Here is a 19,880-nt window from a genome sequence, read left to right as displayed (position 1 = left end):
CAAATGAGCGAGTCCATGCACACGCCTGGCGTCGCGGCGGCCGCGTCGGATCAGGCGATGGTCGAAGCGCTGGCTGTTACCAAGCGCTTCGGATCCTACGCCGCGCTGAACGACGTGAGCATCCGCGTGATGCCGGGCGAGTCGCATGCACTCGTCGGGCGTAACGGAGCCGGGAAATCGACGCTGGTGTCGATTCTCACCGGCCTGCGCAAGCCGGATACCGGCGAGGTGCGCTTTGGCGGCGCAAGTGCGCCGTCGCTCGCCGACCGTGACGCGTGGCGCGAACGCGTCGCCTGCGTCTATCAGCACTCGACGATCATCCGCGACCTGAGCGTCGCGGAGAATCTGTTCATCAACCGACAGCCTGAGCGGCGCGGCATGATCGACTGGCAGGCCATGCGCCGCGACGCGCGTGAACTGCTCGACCACTGGAAGATCGACGTGCGCGAAGACGCGCGCGCCGGCGACCTGAGCGTCGAAGCGCGTCAACTGGTGGAGATTGCGCGGGCGCTCTCGTATGGCGCGCGCTTCATCATCCTCGACGAACCCACCGCGCAACTCGACGGCGACGAAATCAAGCGCCTGTTTCGCCGCATCACCGAGTTGCAGCGCGAAGGCGTGACGTTTCTGTTTATCTCGCATCATCTGCAGGAGGTGTACGAGATCTGCCAGGCTGTGACGGTGTTGCGCGATGCGCGGCATATCATCAGCGCGCCGGTGTCCGCGCTGCCGCGCGAGCAGTTGATCGAAGCCATGACCGGCGAGCGCGGCGGCCTCGCCGTCGCCGATGCGGCCGCCCGCGCGCCGCTGCCGGCGGATACGAAAGTGGCGCTGGACGTAGCCCGCCTCGGCGGCCTGGATTACGAAGACGTGTCGTTTACGGTCAGGCGCGGCGAAGTGATCGGCCTGACCGGCGCGACGAGCAGCGGTCGCACCAGCGTGGCGGAAGCCATCGCCGGTTTGCGCTCGCCGCAGCGCGGCGAGATCCGCGTGGCCGGCAAGGTGTTGCCGCCGGGCGACGTGCCGGCGGCGCTGGCAGCCGGTATCGGTTGCGTGCCGAAAGACCGCCATCACGAGGGGCTCGTGCTGACGCAATCGGTGGCGGAAAACGCTTCCATGACGATCACGCGTCTGCTCGGCAAGTTCGGCCTGACGCCGCCGGCGAAGAAAAACGCCTTCGGCCAGAAGATGATCGAGGCGCTCGGCATCGTCACGCCAGGGCCGGAGCACGTCGTCTCGGGCCTGTCCGGCGGCAATCAGCAAAAAGTGGTGATGGCGCGCGCACTCGCGACCGATCCGGACGTGCTGGTCCTGATCGACCCGACAGCGGGCGTCGACGTCAAATCGAAAGAGGCGCTGCTGTCCGTGGTGGACCGCGTGCGCGAAGAAGGTAAAGCGGTGCTGGTGGTGTCCGGTGAACTGGACGACCTGCGCACCTGTGACCGTGTGCTGGTCATGTTCCGTGGCCGCGTCGCGGCCGAATTTCCCGCGGGTTGGCAGGACCACGACCTGATCGCATCCGTTGAAGGAGTCAGTCTCCATGAAGAATAGTGTGCCAAGCCCTGCATTCGGCGCGGCTCAAGGACAGGCGGGCGCGCAAGCCGCGCCGAAGCGCCGCGCGCGGATCGAATTCGCGCGGTTGCGCGACCTCGCGCTGGTGCCGGCGCTGGCCCTGTTGATCGTGATTGGCGCATTCGTCAGTCCGAGCTTTCTCACCAGGGCCAATCTGATCAGCGTGCTCGGTGCGTCCGCGGCGCTCGCGCTGGTGGTGCTGGCCGAATCGCTGATCGTGCTGACCGGCAAGTTCGATCTGTCGCTCGAATCCACGGTGGGGATTGCACCGGCGGTCGGCGCCATGCTGGTGATGCCGGCCGCGTCCGCTGGTTTCGGCTGGCAATGGCCGGCCGCGGCGGGCTTGCTGGCGATTCTGCTAGTCGGCGCGCTGATCGGTTTCATCAACGGCTTTCTGGTGGTGCGCCTGCGGCTGAATGCGTTCATCGTCACGCTGGCCATGCTGATCGTATTGCGCGGCATGCTGGTGGGCGCCACCAAGGGCGGCACGCTGTTCGATATGCCGCCGTCGTTTTTCACGCTGGCAACTACGATTGTGCTTGGGCTGCCGTTGTCGGTATGGCTCGCGGCGGTGGCGTTCGCGGTGGCCGCTTTTGTGCTGCGCTACCATCGGATCGGACGGGCGCTGTACGCCATCGGCGGCAATCCGGAAGCGGCGCGCGCCGCGGGGATTCGCGTCGAGCGCATTACATGGGGCGTGTTCGTGCTTGGCAGCGTGCTGGCGTCGATCGGCGGCCTGATCGTCACCGGCTACGTGGGCGCGATCAACGCCAATCAGGGCAATGGCATGATTTTCACGGTGTTCGCCGCGGCGGTGATCGGCGGTATTTCCCTCGACGGCGGCAAGGGCACGATGCTCGGCGCCCTGTCCGGCGTATTGTTGCTCGGCGTGGTGCAGAATCTGTTGACGCTCGCCCAGGTGCCGTCGTTCTGGATTCAGGCGATCTACGGCGCAATCATCCTCGGCTCGCTGATGGTGGCGCGGCTCGCCAGCGGCGAAGGCCAGAATTGACCCGCGCGCTTCACGGAGACCTATTTTGAGCAGCCCATTGCATACCGACGCCCGCCTGATCCTGCTCAGTCCGCAGGACAACTGCCTGATCGCGGGGGCGCGGCTCGAAGCCGGCACCGAGGTCGAGATCGAAGGCGAGCGCGTCACGCTTGGCAAGGCAATCGACCTTGGCCACAAGGTGGCGCGCGGCGCGCTGTCCAAGGACGACAAGGTACTGCGCTACGGCGCGGTAATCGGCCACGTGACCGAAGCCGTCGCGCGCGGCGAGCATCTGCACACCCACAACCTCGAAAGCGATTACCTGCCCACGTATACCCACGATGCGGGCCACGAATTCGTGCATCATTGACGCGGTGTGATACCGCGCTGGAACGCTCATGACTGACACTTCCGCAGCAACGATCTCCTCATCCGCCGGCGCCCGGCCCACGCTGCAAGGCTATTTGCGCAGCGACGGCCGCAAGGGCATCCGCAATGTGGTCGCGGTGGCCTACCTGGTGGAGTGCGCGCATCACGTCGCGCGCGAGATCGTCACGCAGTTTCGCGAGCCGCTCGACGCCTTCGACGACCCGAACGCGCAGCGCGATCCGGCTGTGCATCTGATCGGTTTTCCCGGCTGCTACCCGAACAGCTACGCGGAGAAGATGCTCAAACAGCTGACGACGCACCCGAATGTGGGCGCGGTGCTGTTCGTGTCGCTCGGCTGCGAGAGCATGAACAAGCATTACCTTGTCGATGTCGTGCGGGCCACCGGCCGGCCTGTCGAAGTCCTGACGATCCAGGAAAAAGGCGGCACGCGCAGCACGATCCAGTACGGCGTGGACTGGGTGCGCGATGCGCGCAAACAGCTGGCCGCGCAGGAACGCGTGCCGATGGGCCTCGACGAACTGGTGATCGGCACGATCTGCGGCGGCTCGGACGGCACCAGCGGCATCACGGCGAATCCGGCGGTGGGCCGCGCGTTCGATCATCTGATCGACGCGGGCGCGACCTGCATCTTCGAAGAAACGGGCGAGCTGGTCGGCTGCGAGTTTCATATGAAGACGCGCGCGGCGCGGCCGGAGCTGGGCGACGAGATCGTCGCCTGCGTGGCCAAGGCGGCGCGCTATTACTCGATTCTCGGCCACGGCAGTTTCGCGGTGGGCAACGCGGACGGTGGCCTGACCACTCAGGAAGAAAAGTCGCTCGGCGCGTATGCGAAGAGCGGGGCGTCGCCGATTGTCGGCATCGTCAAACCGGGCGACGTGCCGCCGACCGGCGGCCTCTATCTGCTGGACGTCGTGCCGGATGGCGAGCCGCGCTTCGGCTTTCCGAACATCAGCGACAACGCCGAGATCGGCGAGCTGATCGCGTGCGGCGCGCATGTCATCCTGTTCACGACGGGGCGTGGTTCGGTGGTGGGGTCGGCCATTTCACCAGTCATCAAGGTGTGCGCGAATCCGGCCACCTATCGCAATCTCGCCGGCGACATGGATGTCGACGCCGGCCGGATTCTGGAAGGGCGCGGCACACTGGAAGAAGTGGGCCGCGAAGTGTTCGAGCAGACGCTGGCGGTGGCGCAAGGCGCCGCGTCGAAGTCGGAGACGCTCGGGCACCAGGAGTTTATCCTTACGTATAAGAGCTTCGAACCGGTGGGGCCGTCGTGCCTGCCGTCGAGCGCGGCGCCGACGCACCGGGTGGTCGAACTCGCTTCGCATTGATCGAGGCAATGAGGTCAGGCGGCCCGATCATCATGAGCGGCGCGAGACCGCCCAAGGCCACGGTGGCGCAGACGCAGACGCAGCCGGCTCAATAAGGCGGGCCGAACGCGAGCCGCAGGCGGGCCGCGCCACATAAAATATTGGAGACGCAGGCATGACACAGACGGTCAATTCGAAGGTAAGCCAGCTGCGCACCATCGGCCGGCGCGGCCTCAAGGTGACAGGGCTCGGGCTCGGCACGGCGCCGCTCGGCGGCCTCTACAGCGATCTGTCCGAAGAAGAGGCGCAAGCGACCGTCGCCGCTGCCTGGGACGCCGGCGTGCGCTTTTTCGACACCGCCCCGCACTACGGCCACACCAAGGCCGAACACCGCCTGGGCGATGCGCTGCGCCGCTATCCACGCGACCAATACGGGCTGTCGACCAAGGTAGGACGCCGCTTCGTGCCGCGTACCACGCCTTACGACGGCAGCGAAGGCTGGCAGGATCCGCTGCCGTTTCAGGCGATCTACGACTACACCCACGACAGCATCCTGCGATCCTTCGAGGACAGCCAGCAGCGCCTCGGCATCGTCGAGATCGACATTCTGCTGATCCACGATATTGGCCGCGTCACGCATGGCGAAAAAAACTCGCATTACTGGCAGCAACTGACGGATGGCGGCGGCTTTCGCGCGCTCGACGAATTGCGCTCGGCGGGCGTGGTCAAGGCCGTCGGTCTGGGTGTCAACGAGGGCGCGGCGATCCTCGAAGCGATGGCCGATTTCGACATCGACTGCGCCCTTCTGGCGGGCCGTTATACACTGCTGGAGCAGGCCACGCTCAATGATCTGCTGCCCGCGTGCGAAGCGCGCGGCGTCGGCATCCTGCTGGGCGGCGCGTTCAACTCGGGCATCCTCGCGCGCGGCGTGCAGGGCGAACTGAAGTTCAACTATGCCGCCGCGCCGCAAGAGGTGATCGACCGGGTGGCCCGTCTCGAGGCGGTATGCCGCGCGCACGACGTGCCGCTGGCGGCCGCCGCGTTGCAGTTTCCGTATGCTCACCCGGCCGTCGCAACGGTGCTGACCGGCGCGCGCAGTGTTGCCGAATTGCGCGAGAACGTCGCCTCGTTCGAACGTCCGATTCCCGCGGCGTTGTGGACGGCATTGCGCGACGAAGGTTTACTGGATTCGAGAGCGCCGGTGCCGAAGGACTGACGGACCATGCAGATCGATGCGCACCAGCATTTCTGGAACCCGGCTCGCGGCGATTACGGCTGGCTGACTCCCGAGCTGACCCAGCTATACCGGACCTTCGAGCCTGCCGACCTCGCGCCGCTGCGCGAGCGGGCCGGCGTGCAGCGGACGGTGGCGGTGCAGGCGGCGCCGACAGTCGAGGAAACCCGCTATCTGCTGGACCTCGCGCGAGGCGATGCATCGATTGCGGGCGTGGTGGGCTGGGTGCCGATGCTGCTGCGCGACGCCCCCGCCTTGCTCGCCGAACTGGCGCGCCATCCGCAATTCAAGGGCATTCGCCCGATGCTGCAGGACCTCCCCGACGACGACTGGATCGCCAATCCCGATCTCGCGCCCGCCGTCGAAGCGCTCATCGAGCACGACCTCGCCTTCGACGCGCTGATTTTCACGCGCCACGTCGCGCCCTTCGAAACCTTCGCCAAACGCTTTCCGACGCTGCGCATTGTGATCGACCACGGCGCCAAGCCGCCGATCCGCGCCGGTAATGTCGGCCGCGGCGGCTGGCAAAGCTGGGCCGACGGCATCACGCGTCTGGCAAAGCTGCCGCATGTGCATTGCAAGCTCTCGGGTCTGGCGACGGAAGCCGCGTCCGGCTGGACCGAGGCGACGCTGCAGCCATACGTCGACCATCTGCTGCAGTCGTTCGGCCCCGCGCGCCTGATGTGGGGCAGCGATTGGCCGGTGCTCAATCTGAACGGCGATTACCTGCTGTGGCACTCGGTGGCCAACAGCTTGCTCGCCGGGTTATCCGACGCGCAGCGCGAGGCCGTGTTCGGTGCGAACGCCGCCGCTTTCTATCGTCTGTGAACTGAATCCGTGAGCTGAATTTGTGACCTGAGTGGGCAACCCGAGCTGGGCGCCTTTCCCAATTGACCTGGACGAACTGGAGCCGTAGATGACACAAAGACTGGCCGGCAAGACCGCCCTGATTACCGCCGCCGGACAAGGCATCGGCCTCGCGACCGCGGAACTGTTCGCGCGCGAAGGCGCGCGCGTGATCGCGACCGACATCAAGATCGATTCGCTCGCCGGCAAGCCGGTTGAGGCACGCAAGCTCGACGTGCGCGACGCCGCCGCGATCGACGCGCTCGCCGCCGAAATCGGTGCGATCGACGTGCTGTTCAACTGCGCGGGCTATGTGCACGCCGGTTCGATCCTCGAAGCGACGGAAGAAGATTGGGACTTCGCCTTCGACCTGAACGCGAAGGCGATGTACCGGACGATCCGCGCATTTCTGCCTGCCATGCTGGAGAAGGGCGGCGGCTCGATCATCAATATGTCGTCGGCGGCCTCGAGCGTGAAGGGCGTGCCGAACCGCTTCGTGTACGGAGCGTCGAAGGCCGCGGTGATCGGCCTGACGAAGTCCGTCGCTGCAGACTTCGTCACGCGTGGTGTACGCTGTAATGCGATCTGCCCGGGCACGGTGTCTTCGCCGTCGCTCGAACAGCGGATCGCGTCGCAGGCCCAGGCGCAAGGGGCGAGCGTCGACGCGGTGCAGGCGGCCTTCGTCGCCCGCCAGCCGATGGGCCGCATCGGCAAGCCCGAAGAGATCGCGGCATTGGCGCTGTATCTGGCCTCGGACGAGTCGGGGTTTACCACCGGCCACGCGCATGTGATCGACGGCGGCTGGTCGAACTAATTTCCACTGGACACTCTGAATAGAGGGAAGTGCAACGATGAAACTGCTTCGTTATGGACCGAAAGGTCAGGAAAAGCCGGGCCTGCTCGACGCGCAAGGCAAGATTCGCGATCTGTCGGGCGTCGTGGGCGATATCGATGGCGCCGCGCTGACCGATGCCGGCCTCGCCAAACTGCGTGCGCTCGATCCGGCGTCGCTGCCGGTGGTCGAGGGCAATCCGCGCCTCGGACCGTGCGTCGGCAAGATCGGCAAGTTCATTTGCATCGGCCTGAACTACGCCGACCACGCGGCGGAATCGAACCTGCCCGTGCCGACCGAGCCGGTGGTGTTCAACAAGTGGAATAGCGCGATCAGCGGCCCGAACGACAACATCGAAATCCCGCGCGGCTCGAAGAAGACCGATTGGGAAGTCGAACTCGGCGTGGTGATCGGCAAGCCGGCCAAGTACATCGACGAAGCCAACGCGCTCGATTACGTCGCCGGCTATTGCGTGATCAACGACGTCTCCGAACGCGAATGGCAGATCGAACGCGGTGGCACGTGGGACAAGGGTAAGGGCTTCGACACCTTCGGCCCGATCGGTCCGTGGATCGTGACGCGCGACGAAGTGGCCGATCCGCAAAACCTGAACCTGTGGCTCGAAGTGGACGGCCATCGCTATCAGAACGGCTCGACCAAAACGATGGTGTTCGGCGTCGCCAAACTGGTGGCGTATCTCTCGGCCTGCATGAGCCTGCAACCGGGCGACGTGATTTCGACCGGCACGCCGCCGGGCGTCGGTATGGGCGTGAAGCCGAACGCGATCTACCTGAAGGCGGGGCAAACCGTGCGCCTCGGCATCGAAGGCCTGGGCGAGCAACAACAGAAGACTGTCGCGGCGGAGTGACGTTGCGCGGTGGCCGGCGGCGTCATCCATGATGCTGTTGGCGTGAGGTTTAGCAGAAGGAACAGAAGGCCGTTTCCGCTCAATCGGGAACGGCCTTTTTTCGTGGGCATCACAGCCGCATAAAGCGGCTTCATTGACGACGTCACGTCACGCGGTGGCCCGTCAACTCGCCGGTGCGCTTTCGCCGGCTTCACCGATCCGGTTGATTGTCCCTTGCGCGACGGCGACGAGCCGTTCGCGGTCGTCATCCATCACGAAGATATTGCACTGACAGGTCGCCTGGGTGCGTCCGGCATAGACGACCTGGGCCCGCGCGACCAGCGTGCCGTTCATGGCGGGCCGCAGATAGTTGATCTTGAATTCGCCGGTGACGACCCGCGGCCCGAGTGCCAGCGCCCCGGCGAAGGTGAGCGCATTGTCGGCCAGATAACTGATCACTCCCCCGTGGACGAAGCCGTGCTGTTGCCGCAACTCGTCGCGAATCGGCAGGCAGAGAGTCAACTCGGTGGCGCTCGCCTGCATCAGTTGGGCGCCAAGCAGCATGCTGAACGGCTGGGCATGGAGCGCGCCGCGCGCCCGGTCCAGTAGATCGGTCATTTTGAGTCCTTCGGGGCGATGCCCGTGGTGGCGTCCCTACCCACTCTAGGAAGCGCTCACGCGCCGCGTCAAGGTGAATCGCAAAAGTGCCATTTATATTGTTGCGGAAAGCGGCATCAATTGAGCAAATGCGCGAAGAAAGCGTAGGTAAGACAGATTTTCAGGTTGGTTTCTCAAGGAATCGCCCGTCTCGCCGTAAACACACCCGTAGCTCCCGTCTCTCTTTGTAGGTGTTCAAGATGTTTAGCAAGATCAAGGTCGCATCCGGCCTGTTGTGTGTTCTGGCCGCTTTTTGTGTGTTGCAACTGGTGACCGGGGGTTTGGGGTTCTGGTCGCTCACGCGTACTCATGACGACGTCGACGATCTGTCTAACGTGGCGCTGCGGCAGGTCGATGCGGTCAACCAGACTACCCAGGACCTGATGGACGCGCGTATCAATTTGTCGCGCGCCAGCACGCGGATGGTGAAGGGCAGCCCCGAACCGGCCGAGATCGTCCAGCACGCCCGCGATCAACTGGCCGCGGCGGATCAATCCTTTGCGGCGTTCTCCAACGCTCCCAAAACCAGCGACGAAAACAGCGCCCGCGCAGCCGCGCTGGCCGAGCGCTATCAGAAATTTCATGCGGCGCTGGTCGAACTGACGCAGGACCTGGACGCGGGCAATATCCAGGCTTTCCTCGATCAGCCGACCCAGTCGTTCCAGGACGCTTACCTCGCCGAGTTGCACAACTTCGTGCAGTTCGGCGACGCCGCGGGCCGTGCGTCGCTCGAATCGATCGACAGCCGTCTCGCGCTGTTCCGCACGGTAGGTATCGCGATCGTATTACTGCTGCTGGCGGGCACGGCGGCGGTGTACATCGGGCTCAGGCGTGGCGTGGTGGCGCCGCTCGAAGAGGCGGGCCGTCACTTCGACCGCATCGCGCAAGGCCGGCTCGATCAGCCGATCGCGGCGCGCGGCACCAACGAAATCGGCCGGCTGTTTTCGGGCCTCGCGCGCATGCAGGCGAGCGTGGCGCGTACAGTGAAAACGGTACGCGAATCGGCGGATTCGATTCACCTTGGCGCCGACGAAATCGCCACGGGCAACGCGGATCTTTCCGCGCGGACCGAGAACCAGGCCGCCTCGCTGGAAGAAACCGCCTCGAGCATGGAAGAGCTGACCGCGACCGTGCGCCAGAACGCCGATCACGCCCGCGAAGCGAACGCGCTGGCGCAGACCGCGCTCGACGCAACCTCGCGCGGCAGCGACGTTGTCAACCAGGTGGTCGAGAAAATGTACGGGATCGCGCAAAGCTCGGACAAGATCGCGGAAATCATCTCGGTGATCGACGGCATTGCTTTCCAGACCAACATCCTCGCCCTGAACGCGGCCGTCGAAGCAGCGCGCGCGGGCGAGCAGGGGCGTGGCTTTGCGGTGGTGGCGGGCGAAGTGCGCGGGCTCGCGCAGCGCAGCGCGCAGTCGGCCAAGGAAATCAAGACGCTGATCAGCGAATCGGTGGCGGAGATCAAGGGCGGCTCCGCGCTGGTCGAACATGCCGGCGAGGCCATGCGCAACGTGTCTGCGTCGATTTCACGCGTCACGCAGATGATGACGGACATCAGCGCGTCCTCGCTCGAACAGAGCACGGGCATCGAACAGGTCAACCAGGCGGTGGTGCAGATGGACGAGATGACGCAGCAGAATGCGGCGCTCGTCGAAGAAGCCGCGGCGGCTGCGGCCTCATTGCATCAGCAGACCCAGCAGTTGAAGGCGGCCGTGTCGGTGTTCGAGATTTCCGATGTGGTGTTCAGGACGCAGCAGTTCGGCGCCTTGCACCCACAGGAACAGGAGTTTTCGTTGGGCGTGCCGACGGCGGCCTAAGCGGGCCAGGCCAGCTAGACCGGCAACGCCGCGTAAGCGGTGGCGAGATGGTAAGGCGTGGTGGACGGCATATCGGCGCGCGACACTTCGCCCGCCGCAGTCTTGCACTCGTACCACCCCTGCGCGTGCAGAAAGCGCCGCCTGAAGCGCTCGATCTGCTGCGGCAGCACCGCGCGCGCGGCGGCGTCGTCGCGCGTGGCGAGGGCGCGCAGATATTCGCTTTGCGCCCAGATGCGCTGGGTCGCGTCCTTGACGCGGCCGGCTTCGTCCAATGATGCACACACCCCGCCCGTTACCCCATCCACGCCGAACTGCTGCGCGAAATCGAAGGCGCGCGTAAGCGCTTCGTCGAGCCCTGTGCCGTCCAGCAGCGCGCCCGCCTGCCTGACCAGCCAGAACCATTCGAACTGATGACCCGGCTCAAGACGGTTGTCGTGCGCGCCCAGCGGCAGTTCCGCGACGCAGCCGGTCGGCGCATGCACGAAAGTGCGCTCGATCGCCTCGGCCAACTGGCGCAGAGCGTTATCGAACGCGCTATCCTGGGTGGCGGCACGGGCGGCGAGCCAGGCCTCGGTGAGGTGCATCAGGGGGTTCTGCACCGGCGTGCCGGCTACCGTGGAGAAATCCGCGTCGAGGGCCGCATTGAAGAGGCCGTGCGGTGCTGCAAAGCGGTCTTCGATCAATTGGGACGTGCTGCTAACCATCGCGAGCGCGTCGGGATTGCCCGAGCGCGTGGCATATTCCGCACACGCGAAGACGAGGAACGCGTGGGTGTAGAGATCCTTCGTGGTATCGAGCGGCGCGCCTTTTGCGTCGACGCTAAAGAACCATCCGCCGCGTTGCTTGTCCTGAAAGTAGTGCACGAGCGCATCGAACAGCACCTGGGCGTGGGCAAGCTCGCCCGCCTGGGCGAATACGAACAACTGGCGCGCGCAGGCCATCGCGCGGTAACGTTCAGCCGGCAGCGGACGGTGGTTTTCGGCGCCGACTGCCTCGTAGGGCAGCTTCAGGGCGGTGTTGAAGCCCGGTCCGCGCCAGATCGGCAGAACGACGCCGGCGAAATGGTCGCGCAGCGCGGCGGCAAGGGGGATCGCGGAGACAGGTGTGGTCATGCTATGAATCGGCTTCGGTAAGATCTTGAAAAAGTCGGCGCGGCGGCGGGTGGCGGGCAAGCGCGCGGCGAGCGACCAAGCATAAAGCAAAGCGCCGGCGATGGCACGCCGTCGCCTGCTTCGTTGCACTACCAAAAATTCTGATGAGGAGGAACAGGCATGCTTGGGAATCTCGAACTCGTCTCGCGGCTGGTATTGGCGGCCGCGCTCGGCAGCGTCATCGGCGTGGAGCGCGAGCGCCTGTCGTGGGCGGCGGGGCTGCGCACGCACATGCTGGTGTGCGTCGGCTCGGCGCTCATCATGATCGTATCGGCGTTCGGCTTTGCCGATGTCCTCGGCACCCAGAACGTCGTGCTCGACCCGTCGCGGATGGCCGCCCAGGTGGTCTCCGGGATCGGCTTTCTCGGCGCCGGCTCGATCCTGATGCGCGGCGAGATCGTGCGCGGGCTCACGACCGCCGCGAGCCTGTGGTCGGTGGCGGCCATCGGGCTGGCGGTGGGCGGCGGCATGTACACGGCGTCGATTGCGGCGACCATCATCATCCTGATCATCCTCGCGGGCATCAAGCCGCTCGAGCGGCGTTTCATCACGGTCAAGCAGCGGCGGCAGATGACCTTGCTGGTCGAGCGCGGCTCGCTGACGTTCCATTCGCTGCATGACGCGCTCGGCACGGCAAGTCCGCGGGTCAAGCAGTTCGTGATGCAGCAGAGCGACGACGCGCCCGAACACGACGTGGTGATGATCACGCTGCACCGCGTTTCCACCGCCGAATACGCGGCGATTCGCGACCGCTTGCGTCAGTTGCCCTGCGTGAAGGAATTCCGCGACGATGATTCGACGTCTTAAATAGGCGATTGGCTTTAGCGGGCGCGCACGGCCATGAGACAATGCGGTCTCGAAAAATACTGATGGCATTTTGTAGCGGCTGATGGCGCCCGGTGGCTGGCGACGACCGCTTCTTTCTCTATGGCAGATTCCGCAGCATCCACGCAGTCCCGAACGACCCGCGCCAGCTCGACGAGGCGGCGCGCCAACACCGTCTCCACCGAGACCGAAAACAAACTGGCACGCGCCGCCCGCTCGGCGCAGCGCCTCGCCCAACTGAGCGACCCGTCGCGCGACGACGTCACGCTCGATCTGTTCCCTGACGATCCGACCCGCGCGACGCTGGAGGCGATGAATATCGACGTCCGGCAGGGCACGCTGCATGGCTTTGAGTTGCCGGACGTGGTGCTGGCGGCGGTGGGCGTGCCTGCGGCGCTTGACGCCGTCGCAGGCGCTTCGTCCGATACGCGTGCAGCGCGTCGCGCGCCGCGTGAGAAAGTCGAACCGGCTTATGCCTCGGTTCCGCTGGATGGTTTTGAACGGGTCGAACCGGCGCAGAAGGTGGTGGTGGATAAGGATGCGGACTTTTCTGATTTGATGGGCGCGAACGGCGGGCCAGCGGTCGAGACGGTGGATGCCCCGGCGACGACCGCGCCGGAGGGCTCGCAGACTGCCAGGCCGGTTGGCCCGACGCTGGTTTCGCCGTCGATGGCCGCGGCGAGCCTCGTGCGCAGCGTGACTGCACGGCGTCAGCCGGTTGAGCCGGCGAGCGCGCTGGCGGCGGATGTTGCGGATAACGCGGCGGGTGTCGAGACTGCGCGGCTTGCTGAGGGCTCTTCTGCCAGGGAGACGGCGGCTTCGACTGCTGCCTCGACGGTGGCTTCGGGCGAGGCGATCGCGGCACCGGCCCCCTCGCCCGCGACCAATACCGCACCGGCCTTTCAGGACACGCCACCCACGCCACCCACGCCACCGACCGCGCCCGAACTCGACCGGGCCCGCGCAACGGCGTTCGCCGATACCGTCGACGCCCTTTACGGCGTGATCTCCGATCAACGCCGCGCGGCGACCGACCACTCGCGCCGGATGAAATGGATGTTGTCGATTGTGGTGGGCGCGCTGCTCGCGACGGTCGCCATCGGCGTGACGCAAACCTGGCTGCTGATGCGTCTGACGCGGGAAACGACCGCGCAGCAGCATCGCATCGAACAGTTGATGCAGAACCAGCAGGCGGCGATGACGAGCTTGCTCGATGCGCATCTCGCCGCAGCCGCGGCTGCGGCGACACCTCCAGCCGTTGCCACGCCGGCCGTGGCGCCGCGAACGCCTGCGGCAGCGCCGACTGCCACGCCTGCACCGGCCAGTAGGCATAAAGTGCGCGCCCAGCCGACGCACGCTCATAAGCCCAAAGCCGCGCCAACTCGCTGACCTGCCGCGCCGCCCGGCTACGCGTCAGCGTGCCGGACGCGCCCGCATCGATTTTCCCCTGGTTCCGACAGTAGATCCGCCGCGCCGTTGATCCGGCGCGGTGCGATGACACGCGCCCTGCCGTCAACTGGACAGTGATAGGGCCAAACCGGCCGACCCCACCGCAGCGCCTCTGGACGGCTTTCTTGTTGTAATGACGCAACGCAACATGCACGAAAACCATGCGACAAGGGACCACACCCAAAAAATGTTGCATCGCACTAGCTTTTGCCTAGGGAAAACCCTATACTTCTTCTTAAGGGAAAACCCTAGCACCAAACCAACCGGGAGTCGCCATGAGCGTTATCTTTGCATTGTTCCAAAAGGTCAGCGACCTCTTTGCGTCGCCTCATCTGCCGCTGGACGCGGATTACTCGTACGAAGCGCGCTGCCGCGAAGCAGATCGTCAACGTCGTGCGCAATCCACGTTGTTCGGCGTCAAGCTGAGCGACTAAGTCGCCTGGCCTCGGCGCGCTCGGTCGCGTCGGCTGCGTGTTCAGACGCAGGTAGTTTTATTTGAGCCACGGGTCTCGCCGTGGCTTTTGTTCGTTTACGGACGGGGAGCGGGGTCGCTCGGCATCTCAAACGCGCGGCGAAATAATGCCCCGGACGATTGCGGAATATTTCCTCCTCGAAATGAATGTAACAGGGACTGACAGTCCCGTTTCACCAATACCGCCCGAAACCCTTCGTTAAGCCACTATCGAGCTTGCGCTTTCCCTACGGACGCGGCTTCCATCCAACCCCGATTTGGAAACGTCCTCTTACAAGCGCTCACGTCTTTATGCATTCCGCCTCGCTAAAGTGTTCTCAAGCGCAGGGGCTGAAGAGACGTCTCCGTCTTTCGGTCCGGGCGACATCAAACTTGAAAGGGAGGTCCAAATGAAAACGTGGAATACGACATCGCGTTCGGTTCTCGCAACCCTGCTGGCTGGCGGCGCACTGCTTGGTGCAGGCAGCGCCTTCGCCCAGGACCGCATGGTCATTTCGGCGCCGGGTCCGGTTGTGACCTACGAACAGCCGCAGATGATGCCGGTTGGCGTGCAGATCGACATCGGCTGGCACGGCGATCGTTACTGGGACGGCCACCGCTATTGGGCGCACGACGACTGGATGCGTAACCATCCGCACGATCGGGATCCGCATCGTCACGACGACCATCACGACCACGGTTAATCGCGTTGTAGCGGCGTAATGGTTACGCCGTGAGACTGACTAAGGCCGGTTTCCCGCGAGGGGAGCCGGCCTTGTTGCGTTCTGCTGGAGCGCGGCGCCCGGATTGCCGCGCGGCGCCGCGTGCCAATCGCTCGCCTGCCGGCCGTTCGTCGCACTTTCCCGCACTGCGCTATCCTTAGGCGCTTTCAGCAACGAATCCGGCAGGGAGCGCAGCGTGGACAAAGCAGTAGTGGGCGTAATAGGAACCGGCTTGATGGGCGTGGGCATTGCGACGCAAAGCGCCCTGCACGGACATCGCACGATCGTCCACGACGTCGATGCCGCGCGTCTGGCGAGCGTGGCGCCGAAGGCCGAGGCGGTGCTCGACGAACTGATCGACGCGAGCCGGATCGATGTCGTGGCGAAGCGCGCCGCGCTCGCGCGCATCGAAATCCACGCGACGCTGGAGCCGATAGCCGCCGCGCAATTCGTCATCGAAGCCATTCCCGAGGTGCTCGAACTGAAGCACCGTCTGTATGTGTCGCTGACGCAACTGCTCGCCGCCGATGCCATTCTCGCCAGCAATACCAGCGGCTTCACGCCCGATCAGTTGGCCGCGCCCTTGCTCGCGAAAGGGCGTTTTCTGATTGCGCATTTCTGGAATCCGCCGCATATGATTCCGCTTGTCGAAGTCGTACCCGGCAGCGCCACCGACCCGCAAGTCACCGAGCAAACCGTCGACCTGATGAGCGCAATCGGCATGGAGCCGGTGGTGCTTGCCAAGGCGATTCCGGGCTTCGTCGGCAATCGCCTGCAGTTCGCCGTGCTGCGGGAAGCGCTCAACATCGTCCGCTCGGGCGCGGCGACGCCGGAGGTGGCGGACCGGGTGATGAAGGCGTCGCTGGGACGCCGCTGGGGCATCATCGGCCCGCTCGAAGGCGCGGACCTGGGCGGCCTCGACACCTTCCTCGACATCGCCACGCACCTCATGCCCGAACTCGCCAAAGACGAAGACGTGCTCGACCTGTTGCGCGAGCAGGTGGACGCCGGGCGCGTCGGGGCGCGCAGCGGCGCGGGCTTTTACGATTGGGACGAGGTGGACCTGGCGCGGGTGAAGGAAGGCCGCAAGCGAATCATCGGCCGCGGCTGACGACCGAACGTCCCACCAACAATCACAGACACTCAGGCTCTCGACATGAACGACACCTATTTCTACGATCCGGCCAAAGGCCACGGTCTCAAGCATGATCCGTTCAAGGCCATCGTGGCGCCGCGCCTGATTGGCTGGATCTCGACGCGCAGCGCCAGCGGCCAACTCAATCTGGCGCCGTACAGTTTCTTCGGCGCCTTCGCGACCTTTCCGGCCATCATCGGCTTTTGTAGCGAAGGCCGCAAAGACAGCATCAGCAATATCGAGGCGACTGGCGAATTCGTGTGGAATCTCTCCAGCAGGACGCTGGCCGAGAAGATGAACCGCAGCTCCGCGCCGGTCGCGCCGGAGGTCGATGAATTCGAGCTCGCCGGACTCACACCGGCGCCGGGCCGCAGCGTGTCGGTGCCGCACGTCGGTGAATCGCCCGCCGCACTCGAATGCAAGCTGCTGCAGATCGTGCGGCTGCATAATCTCGCGGGCGAGCCGATGGACAACTATCTGGCGCTCGGTCAAGTAGTGGGTGTTCACATTCAGACCGCCTATCTCAAGGACGGCCTGTTCGATACGCATGCGGCTCAGCCGGTCATGCGCGCGGGTTATCGCGCGGATTATGCGGAGATCGGCGAGATGTTCGAGATGTTCAGGCCTACTGCATAAGTTGAAAACCGGCTGGACAATCATGCTGCCGCGACCGCCTGATGCAGCCTGATATGGCCTTGGACCACGCACCACGAAGCTGGAACATTTGATGCTTGAAAACGACGCTCACCGTGCCGTTTTCCTTGCCCGTTCATCCTTCTGGAGCGCGATCATGTCCACCGAATTCGCCACGCAGTTCACGCATATCCGTCCGCAAGACACCTCGTATGAGGATCAGGGCCTGCGCGACTTCTTTCTCTACCGTGATCTGGGCATTGCGCAGGCGACGGGCGGCAAGGTGTTGGCCCAGCTCGTGAAGGCGAATCATGCACCAGAGCAAGGCACCGGCTGGCACCGTCATGAGGCCGATTTCCACATTGTGATCATGCTGAAGGGCTGGGCGCGCTTCATGTACGGCGACAAGGAGACGCTGGTCGCCGCCGGCGATTGTGTACACCAGGCGCCCGGCATTGTTCACTATCTGTTCGACTACTCGGAAGATATGGAGTACATCGAAATAGTTTCACCGGCCGATTTCAAATCGATTGACGTCGAAGGTCCGTGCGACGTTCCGGCGGTGACGCCGTGGAAAAGCGTTGCAGCATGACGCTTACGCTTATGCATCTCGCGGCGGCGAAGCATGACGCCCGCCCGGCATTTCTCGCCGCATCTCAGACAAGATTGCTTTGATGCGGCGGGAGCGCGTCGCCGGTGGATGGCGCGGCGGCATGTGCGTTCACCGCGGAGGCAGCCGGCGCGGCGAGCGGCGCCAATGCCGCCGGCACGCCCGGCTTGATCGCCCGTGCGCGCGAACTCACGGCCACGGCGCGCGGCTCGTTGTCGTAGATCACCGCGCGCACTCGCGGATAAATATGCCGCTCCCAGCGGTGTCCGTTGAACACGCCGTAATGCCCGACGCCGGTCTGCACATGATGAGTCTTCAGATAAGGCCGCAGCTTGTCGCACATGTCCTGTGCGGCGAGCGTTTGTCCGACCGCGCAGATATCGTCCTTCTCGCCTTCCACGGTTAGCAGAGCGGTACGGCGGATTTTCGACGGTTCGATCAGACGCCCGCCCACGTGCAGTTCATGAAGCGGCAGCGCATGACGCTGAAACACGGTTTCGACCGTCTCCAGATAGAAGTCGGCGGTCAGATCCATCGTTGCAAAGTACTCCTCATAGAATGTCCAGATCGTATCTGCCTTGACGGGATCGCCTTTGGCGCGCTCGTAGTGCATGGTCTCGAAGGAGTCGAGGTGACGGCCGAGATTCATCGCCATGAATGCATTGAGTTGCACGAAGCCGGGATACACGCGACGGTGCGCGCCCGCAAAGCCGGGCGGCACCGCGCTGATCAGGTTGCGCTCGAACCACTCGATCGGTTTGCTTTTGGCGAGGGCATTGACCTTGGTGGGGTTGATGCGCGTGTCCAGCGGCCCGGCCATCAAGGTCATGCTGGCGGGCTGGGCGGGATGGTCGTCCGCGGCCATCAATGCCACCGCCGCGAGCGCCGCGACCGTCGGCTGGCACACCGCCAGCAAATGCGTGCCGGCACCGATTTTCGCGGTGAAATCGATGACGTGCTGAACGTATTCGTCAAAGCCGAAGCGGCCCTGCGATAGCGGTACGTCGCGCGGGTTGTGCCAGTCGGTGATATAGACGTCGTGCTCGGCCAGCATGGTCTTGACGGTGCCGCGCAGCAGCGTCGCAAAGTGTCCGGACATTGGCGCGATCACCAGCACGCGTGGCTGGGCCGGCGACGGCGCCGTCTCCTTGCGAAAATGCACCAGCGAAGCGAACGGCGTGCGTGTCGCGACTTCCTCGACCAGCTTGACGGGCTTGCCGTCCACCACGATCTCATTCAGCCCGAACGGCGGCCGTGTGTGCGTGAGGCCCGCCAACGTAATCAGGTCGCATGACGCGCGCAGCGAGCGCCCTTGCGGCGTGTCGCGAAAGGCAGGCCACGCATCCAGCGAATGATTGATGAGCGCAGCGCCGTGACGGGCCGGAAGCATCAGGTCGGCGAAGGCCTGGTATGCGGGATATGCGAACAGGTTCATAGCCTTCGCACGAATGCCCAAAAGGAAGGAGACCGAATAGAGGCAATAGGTGTGCCAACGCCGCGCGGCGTGTCGGGCACCGCTTCACGCTGGCATAGCATTTGCGCTACTTCGCCTGGGGTGCCTGTTTTGCCGTGATTTGGTGCGCCGGCGCACCGGAACGTGCACGCGGCGGCCCAAACCGTGTGGCACGGATGTGCGCCCGCTCAGGAGGAGATTCGTATGGCGAATACCACGCTAACGCTTAGCAGCAAGAACTATTCGTCATGGTCGCTGCGTGGCTGGCTGCTGACGAAATTCAGCGGCTTGCCCTTCGAGGAGATCGTGATGCCCGTCGACGATCCCAGCGCCCGCGCCGAATTGCTGCTGCTGTCGCCATCGATTCTCGTGCCTTGCCTGTTCCATGACGGCATCAAGGTGTGGGACACGCTGGCGATCGCCGAGTATCTAAACGAGGTGCAACCCGATGCCAGGTTGTTGCCGCAAGACCGGCGCGCGCGGGCGCACTGCCGGGCGATCAGCGGCGAGATGCATTCGGGATTCGGTTCGCTACGTTCTGCACTGCCAATGAATCTCAAGGCGCATTTTCCGGGCTTCAAGGTGTGGGCGCGGGCGCAGTCCGATATCGATCGGATCGTCGCCATCTGGCGCGAATGTCTGGAGCAGTACGGCGGCCCGTTTCTGTTCGGCGAACGCAGTGCCGCCGACGCCATGTACGCGCCGGTGGTGACCCGCTTTGTCACTTACGACGTCAAGCTCGATCCGGATATCGTCGAATACGGACAGCGCATTCTCGCGCTGCCGGAGATGCAGCAGTGGATAGCCGACGCACAACGGGAAGTGGATGAAATCGACGAGCTGGACGTCGAGTTTTGAGCGGGACGGCGGCACTAGCGAGTCAACCCGTCAGCCGTGTTGACTCGCCAGTGCCGCCGTCCCGCGTCTTCCTGATACGCCTGGGGCGCGT

At 64.6% G+C, this 19,880-nt stretch carries 20 protein-coding genes; 17 read left to right on the top strand and 3 right to left on the bottom strand.

Translation table 11 applies throughout. From position 1 onward, the window contains the following. The first annotated feature begins 3 nt into the window (after window positions 1-3). The 8 genes from FQ755_RS03040 to FQ755_RS03005 all read left to right on the top strand — a co-directional run bounded on the left by FQ755_RS03040 (window position 4) and on the right by FQ755_RS03005 (window position 8,043). The gene (locus FQ755_RS03040; protein ID WP_144150850.1) at window positions 4-1,551 is read left to right on the top strand and encodes a sugar ABC transporter ATP-binding protein; all 1,548 of its coding nucleotides are present in this window, start codon (window positions 4-6) and stop codon (window positions 1,549-1,551) included. Continuing rightward, window positions 1,541-2,584: an ABC transporter permease gene (locus FQ755_RS03035; RefSeq protein WP_144150848.1), complete on the top strand. Its 1,044-nt coding sequence runs from the start codon at window positions 1,541-1,543 to the stop codon at window positions 2,582-2,584. The genes FQ755_RS03040 and FQ755_RS03035 overlap by 11 nt, the downstream gene beginning before the upstream one ends. A gap of 25 nt (window positions 2,585-2,609) precedes the next feature. Beyond that, window positions 2,610-2,933, top strand: coding sequence for a UxaA family hydrolase (locus FQ755_RS03030; protein WP_144150846.1), 324 nt, complete (start codon window positions 2,610-2,612; stop codon window positions 2,931-2,933). Window positions 2,934-2,961: 28 nt separating this feature from the next. Next, entirely contained in the window at window positions 2,962-4,284 is a 1,323-nt protein-coding gene (locus FQ755_RS03025; RefSeq protein ID WP_144150844.1) for a UxaA family hydrolase, read from the top strand. 154 nt (window positions 4,285-4,438) lie between these two features. Then, window positions 4,439-5,479, top strand: a complete 1,041-nt coding sequence (locus FQ755_RS03020; protein ID WP_144150842.1) for an aldo/keto reductase — start codon at window positions 4,439-4,441, stop codon at window positions 5,477-5,479. A gap of 6 nt (window positions 5,480-5,485) precedes the next feature. Beyond that, a complete protein-coding gene (locus tag FQ755_RS03015; protein WP_144150840.1) occupies window positions 5,486-6,325 on the top strand; it encodes an amidohydrolase family protein in 840 nt (279 codons plus the stop codon). Window positions 6,326-6,413: 88 nt separating this feature from the next. Further along, window positions 6,414-7,157, top strand: coding sequence for an SDR family oxidoreductase (locus FQ755_RS03010; RefSeq protein WP_144150838.1), 744 nt, complete (start codon window positions 6,414-6,416; stop codon window positions 7,155-7,157). Between the two features lie 37 nt (window positions 7,158-7,194). Then, a complete protein-coding gene (locus FQ755_RS03005) occupies window positions 7,195-8,043 on the top strand; it encodes an ureidoglycolate lyase (protein ID WP_144150836.1) in 849 nt (282 codons plus the stop codon). 162 nt (window positions 8,044-8,205) lie between these two features. On the opposite strand, the gene FQ755_RS03000 is transcribed toward FQ755_RS03005, so the two are convergent. After that, window positions 8,206-8,640, bottom strand: coding sequence for a PaaI family thioesterase (locus FQ755_RS03000; RefSeq protein WP_144150834.1), 435 nt, complete (start codon window positions 8,638-8,640; stop codon window positions 8,206-8,208). A 239-nt stretch (window positions 8,641-8,879) separates the two neighbouring features. Here FQ755_RS03000 and FQ755_RS02995 point away from each other — a divergent pair, with 239 nt between their 5' ends. Beyond that, the gene (locus FQ755_RS02995; protein ID WP_144150832.1) at window positions 8,880-10,502 is read left to right on the top strand and encodes a methyl-accepting chemotaxis protein; all 1,623 of its coding nucleotides are present in this window, start codon (window positions 8,880-8,882) and stop codon (window positions 10,500-10,502) included. A 14-nt stretch (window positions 10,503-10,516) separates the two neighbouring features. Here the strand turns inward: FQ755_RS02995 and FQ755_RS02990 are convergent, their stop codons facing one another. After that, on the bottom strand, window positions 10,517-11,614 hold the full coding sequence (locus tag FQ755_RS02990; RefSeq protein WP_144150830.1) for an AGE family epimerase/isomerase: 1,098 nt from the start codon (window positions 11,612-11,614) through the stop codon (window positions 10,517-10,519). Window positions 11,615-11,773: 159 nt separating this feature from the next. On the opposite strand from FQ755_RS02990, the gene FQ755_RS02985 reads away from it, so the two are divergent. From FQ755_RS02985 to FQ755_RS02960, 7 genes are all read left to right on the top strand, one after another. After that, window positions 11,774-12,460: an MgtC/SapB family protein gene (locus FQ755_RS02985; protein WP_144150828.1), complete on the top strand. Its 687-nt coding sequence runs from the start codon at window positions 11,774-11,776 to the stop codon at window positions 12,458-12,460. Window positions 12,461-12,580: 120 nt separating this feature from the next. Beyond that, window positions 12,581-13,867: a hypothetical protein gene (locus tag FQ755_RS02980; RefSeq protein ID WP_144150826.1), complete on the top strand. Its 1,287-nt coding sequence runs from the start codon at window positions 12,581-12,583 to the stop codon at window positions 13,865-13,867. A 335-nt stretch (window positions 13,868-14,202) separates the two neighbouring features. Further along, a complete protein-coding gene (locus FQ755_RS37120; RefSeq protein ID WP_186308401.1) occupies window positions 14,203-14,361 on the top strand; it encodes a hypothetical protein in 159 nt (52 codons plus the stop codon). Window positions 14,362-14,788: 427 nt separating this feature from the next. Next, complete coding sequence (locus FQ755_RS02975) at window positions 14,789-15,082, top strand: hypothetical protein (protein WP_144150824.1); 294 nt, start codon at window positions 14,789-14,791, stop codon at window positions 15,080-15,082. A 214-nt stretch (window positions 15,083-15,296) separates the two neighbouring features. Continuing rightward, a complete protein-coding gene (locus FQ755_RS02970; protein ID WP_144150822.1) occupies window positions 15,297-16,211 on the top strand; it encodes a 3-hydroxyacyl-CoA dehydrogenase family protein in 915 nt (304 codons plus the stop codon). 45 nt (window positions 16,212-16,256) lie between these two features. After that, window positions 16,257-16,871, top strand: coding sequence for a flavin reductase family protein (locus FQ755_RS02965; RefSeq protein ID WP_144150820.1), 615 nt, complete (start codon window positions 16,257-16,259; stop codon window positions 16,869-16,871). A gap of 154 nt (window positions 16,872-17,025) precedes the next feature. Then, window positions 17,026-17,460 carry a cupin domain-containing protein gene (locus tag FQ755_RS02960; protein ID WP_144150818.1) on the top strand — a complete coding sequence of 145 codons (435 nt, stop codon included), beginning with the start codon at window positions 17,026-17,028 and terminating at the stop codon, window positions 17,458-17,460. A 64-nt stretch (window positions 17,461-17,524) separates the two neighbouring features. On the opposite strand, the gene FQ755_RS02955 is transcribed toward FQ755_RS02960, so the two are convergent. Beyond that, the gene (locus tag FQ755_RS02955; RefSeq protein ID WP_144150816.1) at window positions 17,525-18,913 is read right to left on the bottom strand and encodes a polyhydroxyalkanoate depolymerase; all 1,389 of its coding nucleotides are present in this window, start codon (window positions 18,911-18,913) and stop codon (window positions 17,525-17,527) included. 222 nt (window positions 18,914-19,135) lie between these two features. Here FQ755_RS02955 and FQ755_RS02950 point away from each other — a divergent pair, with 222 nt between their 5' ends. After that, window positions 19,136-19,789, top strand: coding sequence for a glutathione S-transferase family protein (locus tag FQ755_RS02950; protein ID WP_144150813.1), 654 nt, complete (start codon window positions 19,136-19,138; stop codon window positions 19,787-19,789). Window positions 19,790-19,880: the final 91 nt, after the last annotated feature.

This window comes from Paraburkholderia sp. BCC1885, assembly GCF_900996235.1.
In the GTDB taxonomy this organism is placed as follows: Bacteria; Pseudomonadota; Gammaproteobacteria; order Burkholderiales; family Burkholderiaceae; genus Paraburkholderia.
The sequence above is the reverse complement of the archived record's forward strand: the minus strand, read 5'-3'. Positions and strand labels throughout refer to the sequence as shown.

Coding starts and splice junctions, on each gene's coding strand:
- FQ755_RS02995 (WP_144150832.1), top strand. CDS start 8,880: ATGTTTAGCAAGATCAAGGTCGCATCCGGCCTGTTGTGTGTTCTGGCC.
- FQ755_RS03000 (WP_144150834.1), bottom strand. CDS start 8,640: ATGACCGATCTACTGGACCGGGCGCGCGGCGCGCTCCATGCCCAGCCG.
- FQ755_RS02975 (WP_144150824.1), top strand. CDS start 14,789: ATGAAAACGTGGAATACGACATCGCGTTCGGTTCTCGCAACCCTGCTG.
- FQ755_RS03025 (WP_144150844.1), top strand. CDS start 2,962: ATGACTGACACTTCCGCAGCAACGATCTCCTCATCCGCCGGCGCCCGG.
- FQ755_RS03005 (WP_144150836.1), top strand. CDS start 7,195: ATGAAACTGCTTCGTTATGGACCGAAAGGTCAGGAAAAGCCGGGCCTG.
- FQ755_RS03015 (WP_144150840.1), top strand. CDS start 5,486: ATGCAGATCGATGCGCACCAGCATTTCTGGAACCCGGCTCGCGGCGAT.
- FQ755_RS02985 (WP_144150828.1), top strand. CDS start 11,774: ATGCTTGGGAATCTCGAACTCGTCTCGCGGCTGGTATTGGCGGCCGCG.
- FQ755_RS37120 (WP_186308401.1), top strand. CDS start 14,203: ATGAGCGTTATCTTTGCATTGTTCCAAAAGGTCAGCGACCTCTTTGCG.
- FQ755_RS02965 (WP_144150820.1), top strand. CDS start 16,257: ATGAACGACACCTATTTCTACGATCCGGCCAAAGGCCACGGTCTCAAG.
- FQ755_RS02950 (WP_144150813.1), top strand. CDS start 19,136: ATGGCGAATACCACGCTAACGCTTAGCAGCAAGAACTATTCGTCATGG.
- FQ755_RS03010 (WP_144150838.1), top strand. CDS start 6,414: ATGACACAAAGACTGGCCGGCAAGACCGCCCTGATTACCGCCGCCGGA.
- FQ755_RS02980 (WP_144150826.1), top strand. CDS start 12,581: ATGGCAGATTCCGCAGCATCCACGCAGTCCCGAACGACCCGCGCCAGC.
- FQ755_RS03020 (WP_144150842.1), top strand. CDS start 4,439: ATGACACAGACGGTCAATTCGAAGGTAAGCCAGCTGCGCACCATCGGC.
- FQ755_RS03035 (WP_144150848.1), top strand. CDS start 1,541: ATGAAGAATAGTGTGCCAAGCCCTGCATTCGGCGCGGCTCAAGGACAG.
- FQ755_RS02955 (WP_144150816.1), bottom strand. CDS start 18,913: ATGAACCTGTTCGCATATCCCGCATACCAGGCCTTCGCCGACCTGATG.
- FQ755_RS03040 (WP_144150850.1), top strand. CDS start 4: ATGAGCGAGTCCATGCACACGCCTGGCGTCGCGGCGGCCGCGTCGGAT.
- FQ755_RS02960 (WP_144150818.1), top strand. CDS start 17,026: ATGTCCACCGAATTCGCCACGCAGTTCACGCATATCCGTCCGCAAGAC.
- FQ755_RS02990 (WP_144150830.1), bottom strand. CDS start 11,614: ATGACCACACCTGTCTCCGCGATCCCCCTTGCCGCCGCGCTGCGCGAC.